22 protein-coding genes are annotated in these 22,566 nt (G+C 42.9%); 16 read left to right on the forward strand and 6 right to left on the reverse strand.

Features of this window, described 5'->3' with window-relative positions; translation table 11 throughout:
* Nucleotides 1-10: 10 nt before the first annotated feature.
* The 12 genes from WHS38_05910 to WHS38_05965 all read left to right on the forward strand — a co-directional run bounded on the left by WHS38_05910 (nucleotide 11) and on the right by WHS38_05965 (nucleotide 12,307).
* On the forward strand, nucleotides 11-1,666 hold the full coding sequence (locus WHS38_05910) for a DegT/DnrJ/EryC1/StrS family aminotransferase (GenBank protein MEJ5300507.1): 1,656 nt from the start codon (nucleotides 11-13) through the stop codon (nucleotides 1,664-1,666).
* Nucleotides 1,635-2,501: a hypothetical protein gene (locus WHS38_05915; protein MEJ5300508.1), complete on the forward strand. Its 867-nt coding sequence runs from the start codon at nucleotides 1,635-1,637 to the stop codon at nucleotides 2,499-2,501. The genes WHS38_05910 and WHS38_05915 overlap by 32 nt, the downstream gene beginning before the upstream one ends.
* A gap of 3 nt (nucleotides 2,502-2,504) precedes the next feature.
* Entirely contained in the window at nucleotides 2,505-3,287 is a 783-nt protein-coding gene (locus WHS38_05920; GenBank protein MEJ5300509.1) for a hypothetical protein, read from the forward strand.
* 2 nt (nucleotides 3,288-3,289) lie between these two features.
* Nucleotides 3,290-4,906: a peptide-binding protein gene (locus WHS38_05925; GenBank protein ID MEJ5300510.1), complete on the forward strand. Its 1,617-nt coding sequence runs from the start codon at nucleotides 3,290-3,292 to the stop codon at nucleotides 4,904-4,906.
* 314 nt (nucleotides 4,907-5,220) lie between these two features.
* Nucleotides 5,221-6,333 (forward strand): hypothetical protein, encoded by a 1,113-nt coding sequence (locus WHS38_05930; protein MEJ5300511.1) that lies wholly within the window; start codon nucleotides 5,221-5,223, stop codon nucleotides 6,331-6,333.
* An 87-nt stretch (nucleotides 6,334-6,420) separates the two neighbouring features.
* Nucleotides 6,421-7,818 (forward strand): sialidase family protein, encoded by a 1,398-nt coding sequence (locus tag WHS38_05935; protein MEJ5300512.1) that lies wholly within the window; start codon nucleotides 6,421-6,423, stop codon nucleotides 7,816-7,818.
* 16 nt (nucleotides 7,819-7,834) lie between these two features.
* A complete protein-coding gene (locus tag WHS38_05940; GenBank protein ID MEJ5300513.1) occupies nucleotides 7,835-8,320 on the forward strand; it encodes a hypothetical protein in 486 nt (161 codons plus the stop codon).
* 92 nt (nucleotides 8,321-8,412) lie between these two features.
* Nucleotides 8,413-8,838: a hypothetical protein gene (locus WHS38_05945; GenBank protein MEJ5300514.1), complete on the forward strand. Its 426-nt coding sequence runs from the start codon at nucleotides 8,413-8,415 to the stop codon at nucleotides 8,836-8,838.
* Between the two features lie 125 nt (nucleotides 8,839-8,963).
* Nucleotides 8,964-9,539 carry a glycosyltransferase gene (locus WHS38_05950; protein ID MEJ5300515.1) on the forward strand — a complete coding sequence of 192 codons (576 nt, stop codon included), beginning with the start codon at nucleotides 8,964-8,966 and terminating at the stop codon, nucleotides 9,537-9,539.
* Nucleotides 9,536-10,705, forward strand: a complete 1,170-nt coding sequence (locus tag WHS38_05955; GenBank protein MEJ5300516.1) for an ABC transporter ATP-binding protein — start codon at nucleotides 9,536-9,538, stop codon at nucleotides 10,703-10,705. Before WHS38_05950 ends, WHS38_05955 begins: the two co-directional genes overlap by 4 nt.
* Entirely contained in the window at nucleotides 10,687-11,760 is a 1,074-nt protein-coding gene (locus WHS38_05960; protein ID MEJ5300517.1) for a radical SAM/SPASM domain-containing protein, read from the forward strand. Before WHS38_05955 ends, WHS38_05960 begins: the two co-directional genes overlap by 19 nt.
* A complete protein-coding gene (locus WHS38_05965; protein MEJ5300518.1) occupies nucleotides 11,750-12,307 on the forward strand; it encodes a class I SAM-dependent methyltransferase in 558 nt (185 codons plus the stop codon). Before WHS38_05960 ends, WHS38_05965 begins: the two co-directional genes overlap by 11 nt.
* Here the strand turns inward: WHS38_05965 and WHS38_05970 are convergent.
* The 4 genes from WHS38_05970 to WHS38_05985 all read right to left on the reverse strand — a co-directional run bounded on the left by WHS38_05970 (nucleotide 12,268) and on the right by WHS38_05985 (nucleotide 16,379).
* Nucleotides 12,268-13,047, reverse strand: coding sequence for a carotenoid biosynthesis protein (locus tag WHS38_05970; protein MEJ5300519.1), 780 nt, complete (start codon nucleotides 13,045-13,047; stop codon nucleotides 12,268-12,270). The genes WHS38_05965 and WHS38_05970 overlap by 40 nt on opposite strands.
* Before the next feature lie 10 nt (nucleotides 13,048-13,057).
* Nucleotides 13,058-14,062, reverse strand: coding sequence for an adenosyl-hopene transferase HpnH (gene hpnH, locus WHS38_05975; GenBank protein MEJ5300520.1), 1,005 nt, complete (start codon nucleotides 14,060-14,062; stop codon nucleotides 13,058-13,060).
* On the reverse strand, nucleotides 14,059-15,075 hold the full coding sequence (hpnA, locus tag WHS38_05980) for a hopanoid-associated sugar epimerase (protein MEJ5300521.1): 1,017 nt from the start codon (nucleotides 15,073-15,075) through the stop codon (nucleotides 14,059-14,061). Before hpnA ends, hpnH begins: the two co-directional genes overlap by 4 nt.
* Before the next feature lie 152 nt (nucleotides 15,076-15,227).
* Entirely contained in the window at nucleotides 15,228-16,379 is a 1,152-nt protein-coding gene (locus tag WHS38_05985; GenBank protein MEJ5300522.1) for a hypothetical protein, read from the reverse strand.
* Between the two features lie 100 nt (nucleotides 16,380-16,479).
* Here WHS38_05985 and WHS38_05990 point away from each other — a divergent pair, with 100 nt between their 5' ends.
* The 3 genes from WHS38_05990 to WHS38_06000 all read left to right on the forward strand — a co-directional run bounded on the left by WHS38_05990 (nucleotide 16,480) and on the right by WHS38_06000 (nucleotide 19,683).
* Nucleotides 16,480-17,448 (forward strand): radical SAM protein, encoded by a 969-nt coding sequence (locus WHS38_05990; GenBank protein MEJ5300523.1) that lies wholly within the window; start codon nucleotides 16,480-16,482, stop codon nucleotides 17,446-17,448.
* Nucleotides 17,449-17,588: 140 nt separating this feature from the next.
* Complete coding sequence (thrC, locus tag WHS38_05995; GenBank protein ID MEJ5300524.1) at nucleotides 17,589-19,100, forward strand: threonine synthase; 1,512 nt, start codon at nucleotides 17,589-17,591, stop codon at nucleotides 19,098-19,100.
* Nucleotides 19,101-19,125: 25 nt separating this feature from the next.
* A complete protein-coding gene (locus WHS38_06000) occupies nucleotides 19,126-19,683 on the forward strand; it encodes a gamma carbonic anhydrase family protein (GenBank protein MEJ5300525.1) in 558 nt (185 codons plus the stop codon).
* A gap of 57 nt (nucleotides 19,684-19,740) precedes the next feature.
* Here WHS38_06000 and WHS38_06005 read toward each other — a convergent pair whose 3' ends face one another.
* Both WHS38_06005 and WHS38_06010 read right to left on the reverse strand, forming a co-directional pair.
* Nucleotides 19,741-20,622, reverse strand: a complete 882-nt coding sequence (locus WHS38_06005) for a hypothetical protein (protein MEJ5300526.1) — start codon at nucleotides 20,620-20,622, stop codon at nucleotides 19,741-19,743.
* Nucleotides 20,623-20,684: 62 nt separating this feature from the next.
* Nucleotides 20,685-21,854, reverse strand: coding sequence for a tetratricopeptide repeat protein (locus WHS38_06010; protein ID MEJ5300527.1), 1,170 nt, complete (start codon nucleotides 21,852-21,854; stop codon nucleotides 20,685-20,687).
* 203 nt (nucleotides 21,855-22,057) lie between these two features.
* Between WHS38_06010 and WHS38_06015 the strand changes: the two genes are divergently transcribed.
* The gene (locus WHS38_06015; protein MEJ5300528.1) at nucleotides 22,058-22,471 is read left to right on the forward strand and encodes a thioesterase family protein; all 414 of its coding nucleotides are present in this window, start codon (nucleotides 22,058-22,060) and stop codon (nucleotides 22,469-22,471) included.
* Nucleotides 22,472-22,566 lie beyond the last annotated feature (95 nt).

Here is a 22,566-nt window from a genome sequence, read left to right on the forward strand (position 1 = left end):
CAGACAGGAAATGATCACCGATCTTTTGATTGCTCCAGATATAGCAGTAGATTCGTGTATTGGCGAAACCGATGACGCAATTTCTAGAACTTTTTCCAAAGCTCAAACTGAAGGCGTAAAAACATGGCTTTACGTGGGAAGTGTTGATCGAATTCACAGCGAACTTGCCGAAAAACTTATGAATCTTAAATTGCTCTCTAAAGAAGAAGCCTCCGTGAATGCTTCCAGGCTTCTCAAAGACTTCTCTTCTCGCCACTCCTGGCTTGCGGCTTTAACCGAAGACGGGGAAGCAGTTACCGATCCTTTCCCACTTAGATCTCAACTTTCTAAAGCTGTAAATCGGCTTGGACAGGGAGCTTACATTCTAACCAGAAGTGAAGATTTCCTGAAAGATCCGTCCATTAAATCCATATCTCCGGAAGATTATCTGGTAACTTTATCTTCTGCACCTCCCGAGATTCCCTTCGTTGATCTTTACCGCCAGCAAGATTTGATCCGAGGCGAAATCGAAAGAAGGATCTTTACCGTATTGAGACATTGCCGGTATGTAGGAGGACCCGAAATCGCCGAACTGGAAGAACGGCTTAAAGACGAAGTTGGGGTCCAGCACGCCATAACCTGCTCAAGTGGAACGGATGCTCTTTTTATGTCTTTACTTGCTCTGGGAATTGGACCAGGAGATGCCGTCTTTACTGTGCCATTCACATTCGCAGCAACGGCAGAAGTGATTCGGCTCGCAGGGGCAACTCCTGTATTCGTTGACATAGATCCCGTATGCTTTGTAATGGATCCGGAATCACTTCGAAAAGCAATTGAAGCTGTAGAAGGCAAAAGAAGAGATGTACCTCTCCCCAGAGGAGCCGACAAACTTAAACCTAAAGCAATTATCGCTGTAGATCTTTTTGGATGTCCTGCGCCGTATAAAGAAATTTCCAGAATCGCTCACCAGTATGGACTATTTTTGATAGAAGATGCGGCTCAGGCTTTTGGAAGTCGCTATGGGAAAAAAATGGCGGGCAGTCTTGGAAATGTAGGATGTGTATCCTTCTTTCCGGCGAAATCTTTAGGAGCTTACGGCGACGGCGGCGCCATATTTACCGATTCGGAAGAACTGGCTGAAAGATTAAGGCTCATAAGAAATCACGGCACCGATAGCGTTCCTTATCAGCACAGGATCATTGGATTAAACGGCAGACTTGACAGCATCCAGGCTGCTGTGCTTCTTGCAAAACTTAAAATATTCGGTGCCGAAAAGAGACAGCGGCAACACATTGCAGATCTTTACACGGAAAAGCTTTCTGGAATACCAGGCATTATTACTCCAACTACTCCCGAAAGTGTAGAAAGTGTCTGGTCTCAGTATAGCATCCTGACCCCTTCAAGAATTTTTCGGGACACTCTTCGAAAAGAACTTGCTGAAAATCGCATCCCCACGGCGATATATTATCCTTTGCCTCTTCATCTGCAACCAGCTTTTGAAGATCTCGGCTATAAATCTGGAGATTTTCCAGTAGCGGAATCCTGCGCAGAAAGAATTTTATCTCTTCCGATACATCCATATGTTAAGAAAGAAGTCATAGAAAAAGTTGTTGAAATAGCAGCCCGTGTAAACCGAAACAGGAAAGGCTGTGATCATGAAGCGGTCGGTAGCTATTGTTTATCATGAAAGCTTCAGCAGGCGAAGTTACCTGACTCGAGGCACACGGCTTCAGGACTTTCCTCAAATCTTAAGCGACATTCTGAAAGATGATCGCTTTCATCTCCTTTACGCCCAGCCCATAAGTGAGGAATGGATCCTTCAGGTTCATACCTATGATCATCTTGCGGAAGTAATGCGAGATCCTCTCTGCAGCACTGCATGGCATTCTGTTGGGAGCGTGGTTCTTGGCGCAGAAACTATCCTCAAGGGAGAACATCTTCGATCCTTTGCCTTAATTGGCGCCGGCGGACATCATGCAGGCAGAAACTATTTCTGGGGCTACTGCTGTTTTAACGACGTGGTAATAGCCATTAAGATCATGCGAAGCCTTTATGGAGTCAGACGCATAGCCATAGTAGATACTGATGCCCATCATGGGGATGGCACAAGAGAACTTATTGGTAACGATCCGGAAGTGCTCCACTGCTGCATCTGCCAGCAAAATTACGAATCTCCCGACGGGACAAAGGTTGATGTGTCAGCTTACGATCATCTTGCAAAGGCTAGAACCGAAAGCGACAGGAACTCAGCTTATGCAGCCATTGTAGAAAAGGAGTTTGCACCGAGAATTCGAAAATTCGCTCCGGAGTTTCTTTTCTGGTATTTTGGTTTTGATACTCACAGGGGCGACTACGGAGATCTGGGGCTCACCAGAGGCGCCTATGAAGCTATAGCTCGCACCATGTGCGCTCTTTCTGACGAAGTATGCCAGGGAAGACTTGAAGTGGTCCTTGGAGGCGGATCCAGCCGGGAAATTGCAAATATGGTTATTCCGCCAATTATTCGCATCCTGGGAGAGTAAGCCATGAAGCCTCAGCAACTTGCAAAAATTCTAAAAACCATGACGGTTGTAAATCCAGCTGAATACGGGCTTTTCTGGGACAAGGATGGATCTATGCCGTGGAAGGAATTCCTGTGGGCGCTCCAGAGAGAAGAAGATCTTCGGTTTTTCAGAGAAAGCCACATTAGAGAAATCGAACTTGCCGGCGTTGATCTTCCGTTTTATCTGCAAGAAGGAAGACTAAAGCTAAAAACGCCCTTACCGGATTATCCTGTTGTCACACCACCGGAGCATCTTTATATAGCTGTGCCGTTAAGGGGTGTGCCCTTTGTGCAGAAAAAGGGGATTCTTTTACCATCGCACCGTTCTTATATTGCTCTATGGAGCGATCCTCAAGAAAGCCTCAGGATGGCAAAACCGTCGTCTGATGAAAAACTTATTGTTATCACCGTGGATACAGAAAACCTTCCGGGGCATCTATTCTATCAGGCTGGAGAAAGACTCTTTCTTACTGACTCATCACTACCATCTTCTTCTCTTATAATTCCGCTCGTGTCAGAAAAAGAACTCGAAGAAATTCGAGAAATCAGGAAGGAAAAGGCTCACCGCGAAAAAAGCAAAACAGTTCAGCCTGCAGAATCTGAAAAACTCTACGGATCTTTTGCTCTTACCGTTGAAGCTTTCAAGAAACAGTTTGGCATAGAAGACGAGCAGTCTGACAAAAAGAGCGAAAAGAAGAAAAAATCAAAAGGACCTGACTGGAAGCGGGAAGCTCGAAAAATCAGGAAAACCAAAAGATCGATTTAATTATGAAAAGCCGAAAATTTTTGCTATTTGCCATCTTCGTGTTTTTGTGCGCTCTGGTGGTAATTTCCATATGGGTGTCAAAGCCATCATCCGTTGAAGGAAACGTACTGGGCAACCGTCTTGTAATGCATCTTAGCGCCGAACCTGCCACACTGAATCCCATCACAGCAACGGATGCCTACGCCGCTCAGGTAAATGACTTTATTTACGAATCCCTTCTTAAACGAGACGAAAAAACAATGGAACTGGTGCCGCTTCTTGCAAAAGGCTGGGCGGTTTCGGGAGATCATCTTGTTTACACTTTTTTTCTCAGAGACGATGTTAAATGGCACGACGGAACACCTTTTACAGCCAGAGATGTTCTTTTTAGCTACGAACGAATCATGGATCCGGCGGTAGATGCTCTTCATCTCAGAAATTACTATCAGGACATCGTCAAAGTTGAAGCTCTGGATGATCACACCGTAAGGTTTACCTACCGTCAACCCTATTTTAAAGCTCTGGAAGTTTGCGGCACCATGCCCATCGTGCCGGCTCATCTTTTTGAAAAAGGCGGAAACTTCAATGCTCATCCTATAGGAAGATCCCCTGTTGGCACGGGACCTTATGTATTCAAGAAATGGGAGACCGGCAAAGAGATTGTGCTCGAAAAAAATCCAGACTACTGGGGCGAAAAACCAGCCATATCAGAGATTGTCTTTAAGATCATCACTGACTCCACTGTGGCTTTGCAGGTGCTCAAGCAGGAAGGACTTGATGTGATGGGGTTACGTCCTATACAGTGGGTTTATCAAACGAGAGGAAAACGCTTTCAGAAGCACTTCCAGAAGCTTAGCTATCATACGCCGCAATATAGCTTTATCGGCTGGAATTTAAGGAAGCCTCTTTTTCAGGACAGGCGAGTTCGCCAGGCGATGACAATGCTTTTAGATAGAAAAATTATTCTTGAAAAAATTCTTTTTGGTTTAGGAACAATCGTCTCTGGACCTTTTTATGTGAACAGCCCTGAATACAACAAAGCGATTGAACCTTATCCATACGATCCCGATCAAGCAAAGAAACTTCTCGAAGAAGCAGGCTGGGTGGATCACGATGGCGATGGGATCCGTGACAAAGATGGGATGCCTTTTTCTTTTGAATTTTTGATTTCTGCTGGATCTAAATTTGCTGAACAGCTAGCAACGATCTTTCAGGAAAATCTTAAAGAAGCAGGCATTCGCATGACGATTCGGCGACTTGAATGGGCTGTTTTTATCCAAAAGATTCAATCCCATGATTTTGATGCTTGCACTCTGGGATGGAGCCTTGGATGGGAATCTGATCCCTATCAGGTGTGGCATTCATCCCAGCAGGAAGGTGGATCCAATTTTGTAGGATTTGCAAACGAAGAAGCTGACAGGATCATAGAAGAAGCCCGGCGAGAATTTGATCCTGAAAGGCGGCGCAGGCTTTATCACAGGCTTCACGAGATCCTTCATGAAGAACAGCCCTATATTTTTCTATTTACGACCAGGGCTCTGGTAGCGGTTAACAGGCGCTTTGGCAACGTTCATGTCTATCCCATGGGTCTCAACCCCAGGGAATGGCGTATTATCGGGGAAAAAGTTCAGGAAGACTAGAGCATGGAAAGATTTTCTCATAATCTTTTTGTTGACATCTTCAAAACGGAGATTGTATATAGTGGATTCGTTGGAAAAAGTTGTTTTGTGATGTTATTTTTCACGAAAAATGTTGACCCGATTGTTGGATTTTGTTATTTAGCAAGCTAACAGAGCGGATTAAGGAAACAGAGCAGAAAGGCATGGTAATCAACTAAAAAGCGAAGGGGGTGGTAGAGCGAGGAGGAAAGGGTTTGGGTGAGATCAGGTTTTTATGGGGTTTGTAATTGTCAGAGGTTATTTCAACAAGGTCTTAAGTTAAGAAGGAGGAGATCATGAAGAAGTGGATGGTTTTAGCACTTGCAGTAGGTTTTGTGCTTACTGCGTCTTTGTCTGCGCAAGCAGATTCAATTTTGTTTCCCTGGGTGGTGAAAGATAAAGATATATCGACGGTTATTTCGCTTGTGAATACATACGATCCAGGCAGTGCTAAGATTAGATATCATCTCATATACGAATATAAGAAAACTACTGCTAATGGTCAGACAGAAAAATGCGAAGAAGTTGATTTTTGTGCTCCTACCAGCTTCAATGACGTAGTGGTTTTTGATGCTGCTGGTAACTTCAACGGTGGTTCTCCCCTCTTTGGAGATACTACAGTGAAAGGCACCAAATACACCACCGTTCAGGGAACATCCTTTGCTCTCCCCGTAGATGGGCCAAGGAGAGCTTTCTTGATAGTAGACAACGAAATGTATACAACAGAACAATGTGGCCTTGGTTATGAAACTCCCGATGGAACCCTCTATGGTGAAGCTATGGTTGTTGACATTGCCAATGGTGCTGCTTGGGGTTATGCCGCTTACAATCCACGAAGAGAAGCTAATGTAACAAGTTGGAGAGACTTTTCTGATAATGAATCTGATAGTGCTGGTCTTATACCGTCTGACTCTTTTGGAGAGGTTCTGAATGGAGATACGATGGATGGTGTGGCAGATGATGTTGAGTTCGCCAGAGTTGTCTTCATGCCTCCAAAGACCTTCACCACCAAGATGTTCGTGACGCCTATCGCCAATGAAGAAATAGCGGATCAGTGGTGGGGGAGCTACTCCGTAAAGGTTCAGCTTTATTGCTACCCTGGTTTCGGTGGAATGTTTGATCTTGACGAAAACTGCATAAGCTTCGATCAAGTAAAAGACATTGTTTGTACGGATGCTTCCACCTTAGATCACTTCGTAAGTAGCGGCGCTTGGATTATATTCAATAATACCGCAGGTCCCGGCTGGGCAAATCTTAGGGTCCTAACAGGGTCTAGTCTGCTTGGAACGCCCACAGATCAAGCTACTGTTGGAAAGCTTGAATACAATATCGGTACTACAACCTTCGACGGAAATTCTGTAAGAGGTGCCATCAACAACTTCATCTGGCTAAGAGCTCATGTAAGGTAATGGTTGGTCTCTAATAAACGCGATATCTAAAAGGTAGCCTTTATGGCTACCTTTTTTTTGCCCCAAATTTATAAAGAGAGGTGTTCCATGGCAAGATTTTTAAGATCCACTATTTTAATAACAATAGCCTCTTTATTTATAATTGCAGCGACAACAGTTTCTTTTGCACTGGAGTTTAACGAAGAGAGTTTTGAAAAGTATAAGTTAGATCTTCAGAAACCACGATATATTAGTATTTCCCCTGATGAAAATATATGGATCCATTTTACCACAGCAGAAAATGCCATAATTGCCAAATCCCTTAAATCAAAAGATAAAGACTTCGTGATAAATGATAGCGGCAAACCCAACGCTTCAGGAAGCATATGGGCTTTTCAAAAGGATTACATCTACTTTGTATGGAGAGAAAAATCGGACGATAAAAGCCTTGTTTTCCGGAGCCTTAATCTAAAAGACTTGTCTTTAAGCAGTCCCATTGTGGTGGACAAAGATAGCCAACCCCTTACACGAATTAAACTGGGAGCCACAGAAAAGGGGCTTGTAAAGATCGTATGGTATGGAGAAAAAGCCGATTCCAAAGGAAGAAGATACTCCATCTACTCAGCCGATTCAAAAGATTTCGGAAAAAGCTTTACCAAAACTCTAGACCTGACACCTCAGAGCAGAGCTTCCCTCTACCCGAGCCTTTTAGTAGATGAAAAGGGCAACTCCTATATGTTCACGGAGGTCGTCAATGAAAATGGAAGGGAGATGATTTTCCGAAAGGATACTGGAAAGGGATGGGAAGAACCGGTTTCCCTTGGAAAAGTCGGTGTCGTTTCCCTATACATAAGACCCCTTAAGGTAGGAAACAGGATTATGGTGTTCTGGTTCAATTCTTATGAAGGAACGCCTGTCACCGAAATGGCTTATTCCGACGATGAAGGTAAGACCTGGGAAAGGAAAGCTTTGGAAGTCACAAGAGGTCTAGATCTTACGGGGATGCAGGCAGTATCTGGTGGTGAGGGACAGAGTGTTTATCTTGCCATAAGTGGAGTTGATATAAAAGTAGCTGAGAAGGATAAGGATAAAAAAGAGGAGCAGGAAGATGTAAAGAAGAGGAAAGATACTGTTTACCTTCTCTATTCTCACGATGGCGGAAAAACTTTTTCAAATCTCATTCATCTACGTCATTATCCTTACAGTCACACCAGAGCAAACCTTCCTAATATAGCAGCTCGAGGAAAAGATTTAGTCGTAGCCTGGACAGATTATAGAAACATAAGATCCAACATTTACATGAATTACTCTAAAGATGGGGGAATTACCTGGCAGAAAGAAGATATTCCCCTGGAAGAACCAGGAAAATTCAATACGGTGCTTCACTGGGATGTTAATAATCTTGTGTCTCTCAAAGACAAATACTACCTGCTATGCCACCGGTTTAAAGACGATAGCATGGATGTGGCTTATCCTGTAATTATCGAATTCAAGATCGATAAGTAATCGAGGAGAAAGTATCATGAAAAATCTGCTAAAAATTTTAACGATATTTATATTCCTGGCTTTCCTCGCCAGTGGTTGTGCTTCAGTGCCGGGAGCAAAACCAACATCCCTTGTGAATGACTTAGGCTCTCCGAAAAAGTCAAAACTTCTGGAACAAAGAGCATCCCTTTTCTGGACGGCTATGGTTAAAGGTGATCTGAAAGAAGCTTATAAATACTACGACCCATTCTTGCGGTCTAAAATGAGTGTTGAGGAATTTATTACTAAGCATGGGCTTGTAAAATATCACGAATTCAAAATTACGGGCGTCAAAGTTGAAGGAAATATCGGGACTATAAAGGTCAAGGTGAAATATTCTGTGCCGAAAACAAAGATAAAGCAGTTAGAAGCTTCCGTTCCCGAAACTACCCAAGAACTAGAAGAACGGTGGCTTTTTATATACGACGAATGGTATAAAGAGTACTATCTGAAATTTTTCGAAACGGGCGCTGCTTTTTACTAATTCCCAAGAAATGTTTGAAACTGTTAAAATGATCCTGAGAGAAAACCTTAAATGGGGTTCCTCTCAGGGTCTCTAAAAGTGGGTCACAAAAAATGGGATATGATGTTTTGATAGTCCATCCAACTGTGGGATGGGGAGGAGCAGAAAAAACCACTTTAAACATTGTCGAGGCACTTTCGAAAAACTCTTTTAGAGTAGCTCTTACGACCAATCAAGAGAGATTCCAAAATGCTGCAAAGAGCAAAACATCTCTTATGATTGATTCTTTTAGCGGATGGTTTGGCACATGGTCAGACATAGTAAAAGACATTAGAAAACTCGCCAGAATAATAAAGATCATAAAACCTCAAGTAGTTTTGGCAATGATGCCCTACGGGTGTTTTTTAACATCACTTGTGAGATTTTTTTCCCAGTATAGATATACCTACATAGCAAGCCCCAGGGGTTCTGCTGTGAGCTATCTCCGAAACTTTGTGCCTGAACGTTATAAGCGTTTGAAGTATAGAATTTTTTTTTAACCGCTTTCGCCTTATCAGATTATTTCTTGACCCCATCCTGGGGATCGCTTAAAGACTACTGTTCTCACTTTTTCGTAAATCCTAGAAAAGGTGTTGTTATTCCTAATGGGGTTCCTTTGCCTCCTATGGATTGGAAAGAAGTCACAAGAACAAGAATTTCAAGCCGGTCTGCTCCAAGGGTAATTTGGGTGGGAAGAATATCTCTGGAGAAGCGAATTGATTTCATCATGAAAGCCTTTTCTATCTTTTCGAAGGAGAAAAGTAACGCAAGGCTTATTCTTGTGGGTGATGGTCCATACAAAGATCATTATTTTCGGTATAGTCAAGACATTGGCATAAGCGATAAGGTTGAATGGACAGGCTATAAAGAAGATGTTTTTACCTATCTCCTGGAAGGTCATGTTTTTGTTCATGCTTGTATTTCTGAAGAATTTGGCTACACTCTTGTGGAAGCCATGGCAACCGGACTTCCTGTAATAGCTTATGACTGCCCCCACGGTCCTGGTGAAGTTTTAGATGGGGGAAAATATGGATTACTTGTAAAATCAGAGGAAGAAATGGGTCTTGGTTTGCTGGAAATGTTTGAAGATCTTTCTCTATGGCGATACTTTTCCGAAAAGTCTATTGAAAGATCAAGATATTACGACATTGAGCTTATTTCGAAGCAATACGCAACATTTTTTGAACGCATACTGAGATGAAAGAGAAAGCTATTCTTACTCTAATCAATGTTTCCAAAGCTTACAGGCTTTATGCCAAACCATCTGACCGTTTAAAGGAAATCATATTTAGACAGCCCTACCATAAGCTTTTCTACGCTCTAAAAAACATTTCCCTTGAACTGAAAAAAGGAGAATCTCTTGGCATTATTGGAGATAACGGAGCCGGAAAGAGCACTCTACTCCAGATTATCGCAGGAACTCTCAAACCCACCTCTGGAACTGTGGAAGTTAGCGGCAAAGTTCTGGCAATACTGGAGCTCGGTATAGGTTTCCACCCTGAACTCACAGGACGAGAAAATGTCATCCAGTATGCTCAGATTCTGGGATACAGTCTTTCCTACATAGAGGAAAAACTTCCCGAGATTATGGAATTTGCAGAGTTGGGAAGCTTCATTGAACAGCCTGTTAAAACCTATTCTTCCGGTATGGTCATGCGTCTTGCCTTTTCAGTCGTAGCCTGCCTTGATCCGGAAATTATGATCATTGATGAAGCCCTGGCAGTGGGAGATGTGTATTTCCAGAAAAAATGTATAGACAAAATTACCGAATACAGGAAGTCAGGAGGCACTCTTCTCTTCTGCTCTCACGCGTTATACCAGGTAACAAGAGTCAGTGATAGAGTAATCTGGATAAAGGACGGTTCTATATGGATGGACGGCGACCCTGAGGAAGTGGTAGCAGCCTATGAGTGGGAACTCCTGGAAAGAGAACGAAGAAAGCAGGAGGAGGCGGAAAAGCCCAGAACGTTATCAACCGCTCCGGTTAAAATAATTGATTTCTACATTGAAAATCACCAGCCCCTCAGGCGTGGATCTGATATAGTCTTTTACATAAAAACTAAATCGGCTGTAGAAACCGCAAAATATCATGTTTCTGTTTCTATAAAATCTCCTACCGGTTGGGGCATTTATGTTGCGGCAACTCATTTTGATGGCATGTCGCCTCTTGCAGGAAGCCAGACTTTAATTTTACGATTCCCCAAAGCACCCATTATTGGAGGACATTATTACGCTCAGGCACGAATACTGGATAGCGAAGGGCTTATGATATACGACGAAAAAAGAATAGATAATTTCCAGCTCGAAAAAGTTCATGGAGAAATTGGAAGTTGTTACCTGGAGCACCTATGGGAAATAGCCGGGTAAGACTTAATATGAAAAGCAAAATATTCAATCAGATAAAACACTTTCTGGAAAAATGGGCGAAAACTGGAGATGCAGAGAAAGATGTTATATCATCGCCAATACTTACTCCAATGCCTCAGATGGTATATCTTGAACTTACCAACCACTGCAACCTTCGCTGTATTATGTGCACTTTTCACAGTCCCTTTTCGCCGTGCCTTGTTGATGGCAAACCTCCAAGGAAAAAAGGTTTCATGAAAAAAGAGCTTGCTTTCAAAATAATAGATGAATTGGGCTTATCCGAACAACCCATTACAGTGGCTCTTCATGGGGCTGGCGAACCACTTCTTTATAAAGAAGTGCCTGAAGTGGTGGCTAGAGCGAATTGCTATCCCAATTTAAACATCGGATTTCTAACAAATGCCATGTTGCTTACTCCGGAAATATCCAGAAAACTTATAGAAAGCGGACTCAAATGGGTAAGCTTCAGCATAGATGGCAACAGTCCAGACCTGTTTGAAAGATATCGAAAAGGTGCCGACCTGGAGACAGTTTTGAAAAATGCAATGAATTTTCTTGAAATAACTAAAGAAATTGGAACTGGCATCGTAACTCATGTAAACATGACGGTCCAGGAAGAAATGTGGCAACAGGTTGATGACTTTGTGGATTTCTGGCTTCCTCTGGTAGATCGAGTCTCGATTTCGCCATGCCGACCTATGGGAAGCAGACGTAGTCCTCTGGTTACACCCGAAGCACAAAGAATCCCCTGCCCTATGCTTTTTTTCATGATGGTTATTTATTGGGATGGCAAAGTGGGATTGTGTTGTGAAGACTGGTTCAATGAAGGATGCATGGGAGATGTTGAAAAAGAAGGAGTTGCTGGAGTCTGGAGGGGTAAGCGTTTTCAATGGGCAAGGCAAATGCATAAGAAGAAACTTTATCATAAAGTGCCTTTATGTGGCGACTGTGATATATGGTTTAATGGAACACCTGAAATAAGCAGAGATGAATTTAGAAAATGTACCGTAACCAAAAACGCCTGGCAATGGGAGTACAGGAAAGATGCCTTATAGTAATCTAGAACAGCTTCCAGCTATCATTTATGAAATCAAGAACCAAAAGCCAAGATCAATTATTGATGTGGGATGCGGCATTGGAGTTTATGGCTTCATGATTCGAATTTATCTGGAAATGTATGACGACGAAAAAAACTTCCTGAAAAAACTTCTTTCATCCCTCTGGGACATAAGAATAGATGCCATAGAGGGATTCAGACCATACCTGGATTTCATTCCTCGCTGGGCTTATGACAGAATTATGGTGGGAGATGCACTGGATATACTCCCAAAAATCCGTGAGAAAAGTTATGACCTGGCTCTAGCTGTGGCTATACTGGAACATCTAGAGAAACAAGATGGAGACTTATTCTTAGAAGAACTCAAAAGGATCTCTCGTAAGGTGATCGTTAGCGTTCCCCAAATATGGGGTCCTCAGAATGTTCCGGATAATCCACTGGAAAATCACAGATCACACTGGGTCTGGAAAGACTTTGAAAAACGGGGATTTTCACGATTTGTTCCTCATGAAAGATCTCTTATTGCTGTGTGGGAAGACCAGTAAAGTAAAACCTTGCGGCATATAAGAAAGCTCAAAGAGAGCACAACCATATCAGCTGCAAGCAATTGCCAGGCTCCAATGTAAGCCGTCACAGAAAGATTGAAAATAAGCACGGCAATGTAAAGTCCTACAGCCAGGAAAAGCCCTGAATTACGGGGTGGAAAAGCAAGTCGGGGCTTTCCAAACCACTGAAGAAAACGCATAAGCACAATACCCACAAGAAACCATCCCCCAAAGTTCGAAAGAGGCACACCGAAATAGATCCCTCCCGAAGGATATTCGTAAATTTTCCCGAGAAACCATTCATCGCCTCTAAGTGCAACAGGATCAATGATTATATCCAGAACAATGAGAAGGAATGCTCCCAGAAAAGTAAACCGCCATGATGAAAAACTTTCTATAGGCAACTTATACCGCAAAAACAAAAAGAAAGTTGTTCCATAGGCGGCATAACTCAGAAAAACGTAAGAAAGAGAATCCATGAAAGGAACACCCCCTACCCACAGTTCCTTATGAATCGTGTCGGGAATGTAACGATAGAAGCCGTAGGGAATTCCGTAGTGAGTCGAACACCATTCTGATACCCAGGCAACTGAATATCCCAGAGGTATAAAGGCAAGGGTTCTTTTCACGCCAAAAAATAGAGAAGCGGAAAGTATGTAAAATCCCAGAAAAATAAAAACATAAGGACGAAATAAAATCGTATTCCAGAGCAGATGAATAAAATCGGTTACGGTGTTCATACGGCTGGAGCTATAAACCGAGGTTCCATTTAATCATGCGAAGTATTCCTTTAAGATTCATGGTTCTTACAACCGTAGGTTCATAGCCGCAATGAACCATGCATTGCTGACATCGAGGGTCTTTCCCGGAAGCATAATAGTCCCAGTCAGTCTTTTCCATAAATTCCTGATAAGTATTGTAATGTCGATCCGTAATGAGATAGCAGGGCGATTTCCAGCCCAGTGGGTTCCTGGTGGGATTTCCCCAGGGGGTGCATTTAAGAGAAAGCTCGCCGGCACAGAAGTCCATATAAAGAGGATTGCTCATGATGGGAAAACGCTTCTGCCACGTCTTGATGATTTTGAAACGTGAAGTGATTTCCTGACGATCCAAGAAATGATCTTCACCGGATTTTTTAACCTCTACGTAGCTGAATCCTGGAGCAACAAGAATACCGTTTACGTCTTCGGCGGTGAGAATTTCAAAGAGCTTTTCCAGGTCTTTTATGTCGGTTTCTTTGTAAACCGTGGTGTTTGTCGTCACCTGAAAACCTTTCTGTTTTGCTAAGCGTAGAGCTCGCAATGCCTTATCAAAGCCACCCTTTCTGCCTATAATTTCATCATGCACTGAAGCTGTGCCGTCAAAATGAATATTCCAGTAAAAGTGAGGATGAGGCTTAAAGCGAGGAAGAGCTTCCTCAAGAAGCAAGCCATTTGTGCAAAAAAATATAAAGCGTCCTCGCTTAAGAACTGCCTCTACAAGTTCTAAAACCCGACTGTAAAGTAGCGGCTCTCCACCTGTTATGGTAACAACGGGGGTTACGGTTACGTCGACTGCTTCGAGACACTCCTCCAGGGTCATTTCTCTATCAAGGGTATCTTTGTATTCTCGAATTCGGCCACAGCCAGCGCATTGCAGATTGCACCTATGGGTCGGTTCAAGCATAAGAACAAGCGGATAACGTTCGACTCTGTTAAGCCGCTGCTTTATAAGATAAGAAGTCATAGCGAGTGCAAGATCGAGAGGAAACTTCATAGAATTTTTCTCCCTATCGGTTTTTTGCAATATCCGTTTTCAATATACCATGCTACTGCGTCACGAACTGCCTTTTCTAGAGGCTGTTGAGGCAACCCTAATTCCCTTACTGCTTTATCAGCCGAAAAATACATAAAATGACGGCTCATTTTTACTCCTTCAAGAGGAATGGCGGGAGGGGAACCGGTAAGGCGAGAAAGACCTTCTGAAAGTGTAGCAAGGAGAATAATCGGAGTCAGGGGGAATTTAATTTTGGGAGCGGGTATGCCCGTAATTTGAGAAAGCAGGTTAAAAAAATCTCGTAAAGTCACATTGTGAGCCCCAAGAATGTATTTTTCTCCAATTCTACCGCGATGATAAGCCAGAAGATGCCCCAGGGCCACATCGGATACATGAATAAAATTAAGTCCAGTATCGACATAGGCGGGCATGCGACCGTTGAGAAAATCTACAATGATTTTTCCTGTTGGAGTAGGTTTATGATCACGAGGACCAACAGGCGTAGAAGGATTAACAATTACAGCGGGAAGCCCTTTAGCAATAAAGTCTTCCACCACGCGTTCTGCCAGATATTTGGATCTTTTATAATGTCCAACCATATCTTTGATGGTTACAGGGGTCGTTTCATCCGCGGGAGTGCCGTCTTTTTTTAATCCCAGAGCTCCAACACTGCTTGTATAAACTACTTTTGGAACTCCAACATCCAGCGCCGTTTTCATTACATTCCTTGTCCCATCAATGTTTGAGCGATAGATCTCCTCGGGGTTTCGGCTCCAGAGTCGGTAATCTGCGGCAACATGAAATACTGCATCACAACCATCCATGAAACGATAAAGACAGGAAATATCCTGCAAATCTCCCTGAACCCACCTGACACCATCAAAGTGCAGGAAGCCTGGGAGACAGTTACAGCGACTTAGCGCTGTCACCTGCCAGCCATTTTTCAAAAGAACTTCTACCACATGACTGCCGATAAAACCCGTTGCTCCAGTTACAAAGGCTCTTAGGCTCATTTTATGCTCCGGATCTTTCCCTACCAAATGCTGCTCTTAACTGTAAGGCTGTTCAAAACAAAAGATTGCGATAAAAACCCTGATGGGTTACCACATGTATAGTCACTTTGCAACGTGTCCACACTTAAATAAGCGAGAATTTTCGAGCATCTTCATTTGAACTGGTATGACCAGAAATAAATAGCCTCTCTCTTCTTGAGATAAGCTTCAACTTCAGGTGGAAAGTCGTGAGCTATGAAAATAGGGACAACATCCCCTACGATCTTTCCCTCTTTCTGAAGACGACCGATAATTCTATCAAACCGGCTGATTTCTTTTCTTGAAAGCCTGGTCTTGCATTCTCCTAAAATTGTAACTTCTTTATCCCCACGACGAGCCTTGCCAAAGACATTAATCTGATGTTCACCAATATAGCACCTGATCAGTTCCCCTTGAACTACGATGCCATATTTCTCAAGAAGGGGTGGTAGAGCCTGGTAAGCTCTGTTCTCAATTGAATAGCCTACGGAATCGGAAAGATCTTCAACTCGCTTGTGAATGAATTCCACTCTTGCGGTGAGGATATCAAGTCGTTTTTCTGTCTTTTTCTGGGCTTCCGCAAGCTCTTCGAGGCGCTGTTCTGTCAGCTTTTGAGCTTCTGCAAGTTCTTCAAGACGTTGTTCTGTTCGTTTCTGAGCCTCCGCAAGTTCTTCCACTCGCTGGGAAAGTCGATCAAGCCGCTCCTCTGTCTTCTTCTGGGCTTCCGCAAGTTCCTCGAGACGCTGTTCTGTCCGTTTCTGAGCCTCCGCAAGTTCTTCCACTCGCTGAGAGAGTCGATCCAACCTTTCTTCTGTTTTCCTTTGAGCTTCTGCAAGTTCTTCCATTCGCTGGGAAAGTCGATCAAGCCGTTCTTCTGTTTTCCTTTGTGCCTCCGCAAGTTCTTCCACTCGCTGAGAGAGTCGATCCAACCTTTCTTCTGTTTTCCTTTGAGCTTCTGCAAGTTCTTCCATTCGCTGGGAAAGTCGATCAAGCCGTTCTTCTGTTTTCCTTTGTGCCTCCGCAAGTTCTTCCACTCGCTGAGAGAGTCGATCCAACCTTTCTTCTGTTTTTCTTTGAACTTCTGCAAGTTCTTCGAGACGCTGTTCTGTCCGCTTCTGAGCCTCTGCAAGTTCCCCCACCACTGCAACAAGTTTGTTAAAATCGTCTCTTGTAACAGCCTGGCTCAGATCTCGATAGACTCTACCCACGACCTTAGCAATAGACCTTGCGGGAGCGTCGCCCAGACTAGAAAGCAGTTCTTCATAAATTTCGTAAGTATCAATCATAAATCTAAAGCGCTCCTGAAAACCCGTTTTCGATTGATTCCAGCTAACAAATTATTTATACCAAAATACCCTGGAAAATCCAATTCAAGGATTCGATCACATGATAACGAAAAAAATAGGATTAAGAGAAGTTATTGAAGGAAGTGCTAAATTTTTTTCCATGAAGTTCGGACTTTCCCTATTTAGCATGCACATTGAAGTTACTCGCCGTTGCAACGCCAGATGTTCTTTCTGCAACTACTGGAAAGAACGGCAAGAACGGGAAGAGCTAAGCGATTACTCGCCTATCGTGCGCAAATTCAGACCACTCAGTGTAACCCTAACTGGTGGAGAACCTCTTTTGCGTCGCGATCTTAAATACATTATACGACAAATTGTTGAAAAAAATAGCTTTCTTTATATAAATTGCATCTCTAACGGTATTCTGATGACCCCCGACCGTGCTCTTTCTTTGTGGCAAGCAGGACTTACTCAAGTCTCTATTTCTCTTGACTTTCCGGATGAACGCCATGATGAACAAAGAGGCATAAAAGGTCTCTGGGAACATATAAGACTCCTATCAACTGAATTGCCACGAACAGGTATCGACAACCTGACTTTCAACACGGTTATAATGCAAGAAAATCTGAAAGATCTGCCTGCTATTGTTAAATTTGCTTACAAACATGGCTGGAAGGTTTCATTTAGTACCTACAATCCGTATAAAAACCAAAATTTTGATCACAAACTGGATCCTGGTGAAATCCACAACATAGAAAAGACGGTGGAACAGTTGCTAATGCTAAAGCGAACCTATCGAAACATTACCAATTCCGACTTCTATCTTAAGATGATTGTTTCTTACGTTCGAAACGGTGGCATCAAAGGATGTTTAGCTGGCAAAAAGTGGTTTCATGTTAGTCCCGATGGTCGCATAAGAAGATGTTCTGAAAAAGAGTTCCTGGGCAATTGGGAGGAAATAAATATAAAAGATGTGTCTTTAACTGAATGCACGGAGTGCTGGTATGCCTGCCGAGGGGAAGCCGAAGCGCCGCTAGGCATATCTCGAATAATAGAATTGAACCGATAGCATGCTTCTTAGCTACAGGAAGTAACTAATGTATTCTATGGAAGTAATAGGCTTGAAAGAAGTTAGGATTCCGAATGTTTCAAATTTTATAAACTGTGAAAAGAAGCAGAATAAGACCCTAAAGGAGAAGGTGGGTGAATATGAAACTTAAGGATTTTCCAGAAGAAATAAGATCTTACATAATTCCAAAACCCGAAGGGGAATATTTTTACCGATGTCTTGGCTGTAGTAGAGAATACGGTGTTGAAAAGCTTTTATATGTATGTCCAGAATGTCGCGGAGTGCTAATGATCGAGGATAGACAATGGGATAGATTAAAAGCTATTCCAGGATCAAAGTGGCGTCAGATCTTCGATTACAGAAGCATGATTACGGAACCAGCTCTAAAGGGCATTTATCGCTTTCATGAGCTTCTTGGGTCTATACTGCCACTGGAGCACATTGTCTATCTAGGGGAGGGCCATACTCCCATTGTAGCAGCCAACAGTCGCCTGATGGATTGGGTTGGGCTTCCGTTCTGGTTCAAAAACGATGGACAAAACCCCAGTGCGTCCTTCAAAGATCGAGGTATGGCAAGCGCTTTTAGCTATCTTCGTCATTTAATTAAAACTCAGGGGCTAACCAACGTTCTTGCTATTTGCGCTTCTACCGGAGACACATCTGCCGCAGCAGCTTTGTATGCATCTTACCTTGTGGAAGATGTTCGCTCTGTTGTGCTCCTTCCTCAAGGCAAAGTAACACCACAACAGCTTGGGCAGCCTCTTGGAAGCGGTGCCACTGTAATTGAGCTACCGGGTGTATTCGATGACGCTATGAAGGTTGTTGAATATCTTTCTGAACATTACCCTGTAGCACTTATGAATTCTAAAAATGCATGGCGCATTCTGGGGCAGGAGTCTTACAGCTTCGAAATTGCTCAGCAGTTTGACTACAATATGGATGGACTCGCAGTTGTTGCTCCTATTGGTAACGCCGGAAATATCACAGCAATTATAAATGGATTTCTCAAGCTTTACGATATAGGAATCATAACACGCCTTCCTACTATAATAGGTGTTCAGTCTGAACATGCCAACCCGGTGTATCTATACTACCTTGAAAAAAGCCGAGAAAAACGAGTTTTCCAACCGGTTTCAGTGAAGCCAAGCGTGGCTCAGGCAGCCATGATTGGAAACCCTGTGTCTATGCCCAGGGTCATAGAATTAGTGGAACGCTACAGAGAAACCTACGGTTCTGAGGAAGGGTTCCTGACTGTTGAGGTTTCGGAACAGGAAATTATGGATTCCATGCTCACAGCAAACCGAAACGGCCATATAGCCTGTACTCAAGGGGGAGAGTGTCTTGCAGGAATAAAGAAGTTAACGGAAACGGGAACGCTTCCTCGCCGAGTCAACCGAGCTGTATTAGATGCCACCGCTCATGCACTTAAGTTTTCTGTTTTTCAGGAAAAATATTTCACCAATACCTTTGAACCAGAATACAATGTGGTTCCAAAGACTGAACTTCAGAACCGACCTATCATTGTAAAACTTCCAGAAGGAGTGCCAACACCCAGCGCAGGTAAAGTCCTTGATAAAGAAGAATTTCGTCAGTTCATAGAAGCGGCGGCGAAAAAAATAGCGGAAGTTCTGGGAATTAACGGCAACAGATAATAAAAAATCTGGAGGAAATATCTTTATGGAAGGTGTATTGAGCTTTAAAGGCGTTTATCCCCAAATTGCCGATGACGTTTACATTGCACCGGGCGCCATAGTCATAGGAGATGTGGTAGTTGGTTCAAAATCAAGCATATGGTTTTATACCATTGTGAGAGGCGATGTAAATTTCATAAGGATAGGTGAAGAAACAAACATTCAGGATCATTCAATGCTTCACGTTACCACCGATACTTTTCCACTTTATATTGGAAATCGAGTCACAGTCGGTCACAGAGCCGTAATTCATGGATGCACCATAGGTGATGAATGCCTTATAGGAATGGGGGCAATTATTCTGGATGGTGCCAAAATAGGCAAACACTCAATTGTAGCAGCCGGTGCGGTAGTTCCACCAGAAACGGAAGTACCTGAACGCTCTCTCGTAATGGGGATTCCCGGAAAAGTTCAGAAACAGCTATCTGACGAAGAAGTGGATCGAATTATTGAGACTGCAAAGCACTATGTGCGCCTTGCTGGGGAGTATATGAAGCCCAAATATCTCGAAAGCGACAAAATCATTAGAGGCTTTGTTCGCTAATAATTTGCTTAATTGGAAGACTTACCCACCGTAAATTAAATTGCGGCAAAAGACGAGCTATAGAACTATAACCCCCAGTTGATCGGCCAAGTCCGACGCCTGGGGGTTAACTTCTTTACCAAGGACTACTCCAATAGTTTCAATCCCATAAGTCCTAGCTATAATATCAGCTCTTACCGATGCTCGTTCTACATCTTTTAGATCAACAGTAATAGACACTTCGAAAGCTAAAAGCACCTCTTTAGCTTGGAGATCTTTCGTAATTCCTCTAACAACACCATCCAAAAGAAGACCTTCCTGCTTTTCGCTTTCACTAATCAAACCCTTATCAACTGCATCTTCCAGCACTTCAGCAAGATCTTCTATGCTAATCAACCTGCACCTTCTAATAAGTCGCCCAAAATATGCTGGCGCTCTAAATCTGACTTTCATCTCAAACATCTCGCCTTTAAGATCTGCAACATCCTGTTTAAGAATTGCCAGCTCTTTCTTGATTTTTTCAATCTCTTCCTTGAGAGCAGCAACATCACGTTTGAGAATTTCCACATCTTGCTTGAGAATAGCTACGTCTTGTTTGAGAATAGCTACGTCTTGCTTGAGGACCCCCACATCTTGTTTCAGAGTAGATACATCTTGTTCCAAAACAACTGTTTTATTCTTAAGAACTCTAACATCCTCTTTAATAACGTATACGTCCACGGTGAGTTTATCTACATGAGCTGCCAGAGGCTTGAATTCTTTTTCGACAAAATGCTCGAATTTCTGAGGGAGCATCAAAAGTTCGTCTGTAAGAATAAGCCGCCGCATTTCATCACGCCATTCAGGCCGCTCCCTCAAGGCTCTTACTATGTCGTTAAAGGTTGTAATCTGCATGCTAGATTTTTCTATTACCTCAAGTAAGATTTCAAATTCTCTACAAAAATAATTATAGTTGAACACACCTCAAACACCAAAAATTTTTCCAACATTACACGTCAATTTAGCTTTTATACCCCATCTTCTTATTCCTTTAACGATTTTATCTTTTCAGCCAAAGTATCACTTGGATAATTAAGAACTCTGTCTTCCAAAAATCTAATGGCATCCTCTCTCTGTCCTAATTCTACAAGATACTCAGCATACTCAATGGCAAGCTTGTCACTGGAGTTATCAGAAGCCAGCGCATCACGGTAAAGATCCAGGGCTTCATTCACATGTCCAAGATCTCTATGAATCCTTGCAAGTCTTTTAAGAGCCTTAGGATGACCAGGAAGAATTGTCAAAGCTTTATGCAGAGCTTCCGCCGCCCCGTAAAAATCCTGTGCCTTGAAAAGTTTCTTCCCCATGGAAATGTAGATTTCCCCAACTTCTGGCGAAAGTCCTTCCCCACTCCACGAAATTCTGGAAAGGAGTGCAGACACATCATCATAAAGCCTCCAGGCCTCCTCGTTGAAAGGATTATGCTGTATGTGAAGCTTCATAAGATCACGGGCATCTTCCAGAAAACCGGCAGCAATAAGAGCATTGAAGGAATTGAATACGACATCCTGATCGAAAGGGGTTTCGTGAAAAGCTTGCTGAAAATGATCCAGAGCCCCCATAAGATCTCCCGACTCCCATAGTATCACTCCCAGGTTGTTGTGAGCTCGAGCGTGACGAGGGTTATGTTCAAGAGCCATCTCAAAACACATTTTTGCTCTGTCCACCTTGCCCTTTTCATACTGAGATTCCCCTTCTTTTACCAACAGATCCGACATGTTATCATCGTGAGTAACTTCCTGGGGCTTCGACAATGTTTCCACGGAAGGAGAGCAAATTTCAACGGGGATGTTTTCAAATTCTTTCAGACGTTCTCTAATTTCATCGTCCCAGGGGTTACGAGCAAGATATGCCTTAAGCACATCTAAAGCGTTATCCTTCTGACCAACTGTCATAAAAATATTCGCACATTGTTCAATGACTTCCGGATCGTCAGGATCGATCATAAGAGCTTCATTGATCTTCTCAACTGCTTCTCTGTATTTTCCTTTCTGCCACAAGACCTTACTAAGTCCGCAAAGAGCCTGAGTATAATAAGGATCCAGTTCTAAAGCTTGTTCAAAAGATCGACAAGCTTCGTCAAAATTCCCTTTAGCAAGCCATTCTTTACCTTCATCAAACCATTCCTGAGGCAACTTAAATACTTGATCCATCGCCATCTCCTCCATCGTATTTTAGGTGAGAATTTTCAACTGAATTCATTTTATACTATTTCAGCAAAAACAATTCCAGTATTATAGTTTTTTGTAATTGAAAGACGGTACAATTTTGCATAAAGATAATATGTGAGCTTTTTGCCAAAAAACGACTTATTTTACACTTTTCACCCGCTAACCCTCAAACAAAAGGAGGTGTTATGGCTCTTCCATCCCTTAAAGAGGGTTTAACTCACGAAGTATCCCTTAAAACTTCCCAGGAACATTCAGCTCAAAAGTTTTTCCCTCATCTACCAAACGTTTTTGCCACCCCATTTTTAGGGGGACTCATGGAACAGGTTTGCGCCGAACTGATACAGCCTCATCTCGAAGAAGGTGAACAATCTGTAGGAGCCGCAATGGACCTGAAACACCTGGCACCAACACCTCTTGGCATGACTGTAACAGCGAAAGCTACTCTCAAGGAAGTCAAAGGTAAACAACTCATTTTCCACGTTGAAGCCTTTGATGAAGTAGAAAAAATCGGTGAAGCAACTCACCAGCGATTCATAATTAACGCCGAAAAATTCAACCAGCGTGTTGCACAAAAGGCTCAGGCAAAAAGTACTTCCTGATATTACCATCTCCCGCTCCTGGTAATCACGTTCTCAAGACAATTTTCTCTGCTTCATATTTAACAATCTTCCGTAGGAGCAATTTCTCCTCTGCT

The organism is Thermodesulforhabdaceae bacterium, assembly GCA_037482015.1.
GTDB lineage: Bacteria > Desulfobacterota > Syntrophobacteria > Syntrophobacterales > Thermodesulforhabdaceae > JAOACS01.

Bases quoted from the DNA above. Each gene is read 5' to 3' on its own strand.
- WHS38_05910 (MEJ5300507.1), top strand. From the start codon at position 11: ATGATCACCGATCTTTTGATTGCTCCAGATATAGCAGTAGATTCGTGT.
- WHS38_05915 (MEJ5300508.1), top strand. From the start codon at position 1,635: ATGAAGCGGTCGGTAGCTATTGTTTATCATGAAAGCTTCAGCAGGCGA.
- WHS38_05920 (MEJ5300509.1), top strand. From the start codon at position 2,505: ATGAAGCCTCAGCAACTTGCAAAAATTCTAAAAACCATGACGGTTGTA.
- WHS38_05925 (MEJ5300510.1), top strand. From the start codon at position 3,290: ATGAAAAGCCGAAAATTTTTGCTATTTGCCATCTTCGTGTTTTTGTGC.
- WHS38_05930 (MEJ5300511.1), top strand. From the start codon at position 5,221: ATGAAGAAGTGGATGGTTTTAGCACTTGCAGTAGGTTTTGTGCTTACT.
- WHS38_05935 (MEJ5300512.1), top strand. From the start codon at position 6,421: ATGGCAAGATTTTTAAGATCCACTATTTTAATAACAATAGCCTCTTTA.
- WHS38_05940 (MEJ5300513.1), top strand. From the start codon at position 7,835: ATGAAAAATCTGCTAAAAATTTTAACGATATTTATATTCCTGGCTTTC.
- WHS38_05945 (MEJ5300514.1), top strand. From the start codon at position 8,413: ATGGGATATGATGTTTTGATAGTCCATCCAACTGTGGGATGGGGAGGA.
- WHS38_05950 (MEJ5300515.1), top strand. From the start codon at position 8,964: ATGGATTGGAAAGAAGTCACAAGAACAAGAATTTCAAGCCGGTCTGCT.
- WHS38_05955 (MEJ5300516.1), top strand. From the start codon at position 9,536: ATGAAAGAGAAAGCTATTCTTACTCTAATCAATGTTTCCAAAGCTTAC.
- WHS38_05960 (MEJ5300517.1), top strand. From the start codon at position 10,687: ATGGGAAATAGCCGGGTAAGACTTAATATGAAAAGCAAAATATTCAAT.
- WHS38_05965 (MEJ5300518.1), top strand. From the start codon at position 11,750: ATGCCTTATAGTAATCTAGAACAGCTTCCAGCTATCATTTATGAAATC.
- WHS38_05970 (MEJ5300519.1), bottom strand. From the start codon at position 13,047: ATGAACACCGTAACCGATTTTATTCATCTGCTCTGGAATACGATTTTA.
- hpnH (MEJ5300520.1), bottom strand. From the start codon at position 14,062: ATGAAGTTTCCTCTCGATCTTGCACTCGCTATGACTTCTTATCTTATA.
- hpnA (MEJ5300521.1), bottom strand. From the start codon at position 15,075: ATGAGCCTAAGAGCCTTTGTAACTGGAGCAACGGGTTTTATCGGCAGT.
- WHS38_05985 (MEJ5300522.1), bottom strand. From the start codon at position 16,379: ATGATTGATACTTACGAAATTTATGAAGAACTGCTTTCTAGTCTGGGC.
- WHS38_05990 (MEJ5300523.1), top strand. From the start codon at position 16,480: ATGATAACGAAAAAAATAGGATTAAGAGAAGTTATTGAAGGAAGTGCT.
- thrC (MEJ5300524.1), top strand. From the start codon at position 17,589: ATGAAACTTAAGGATTTTCCAGAAGAAATAAGATCTTACATAATTCCA.
- WHS38_06000 (MEJ5300525.1), top strand. From the start codon at position 19,126: ATGGAAGGTGTATTGAGCTTTAAAGGCGTTTATCCCCAAATTGCCGAT.
- WHS38_06010 (MEJ5300527.1), bottom strand. From the start codon at position 21,854: ATGGATCAAGTATTTAAGTTGCCTCAGGAATGGTTTGATGAAGGTAAA.
- WHS38_06015 (MEJ5300528.1), top strand. From the start codon at position 22,058: ATGGCTCTTCCATCCCTTAAAGAGGGTTTAACTCACGAAGTATCCCTT.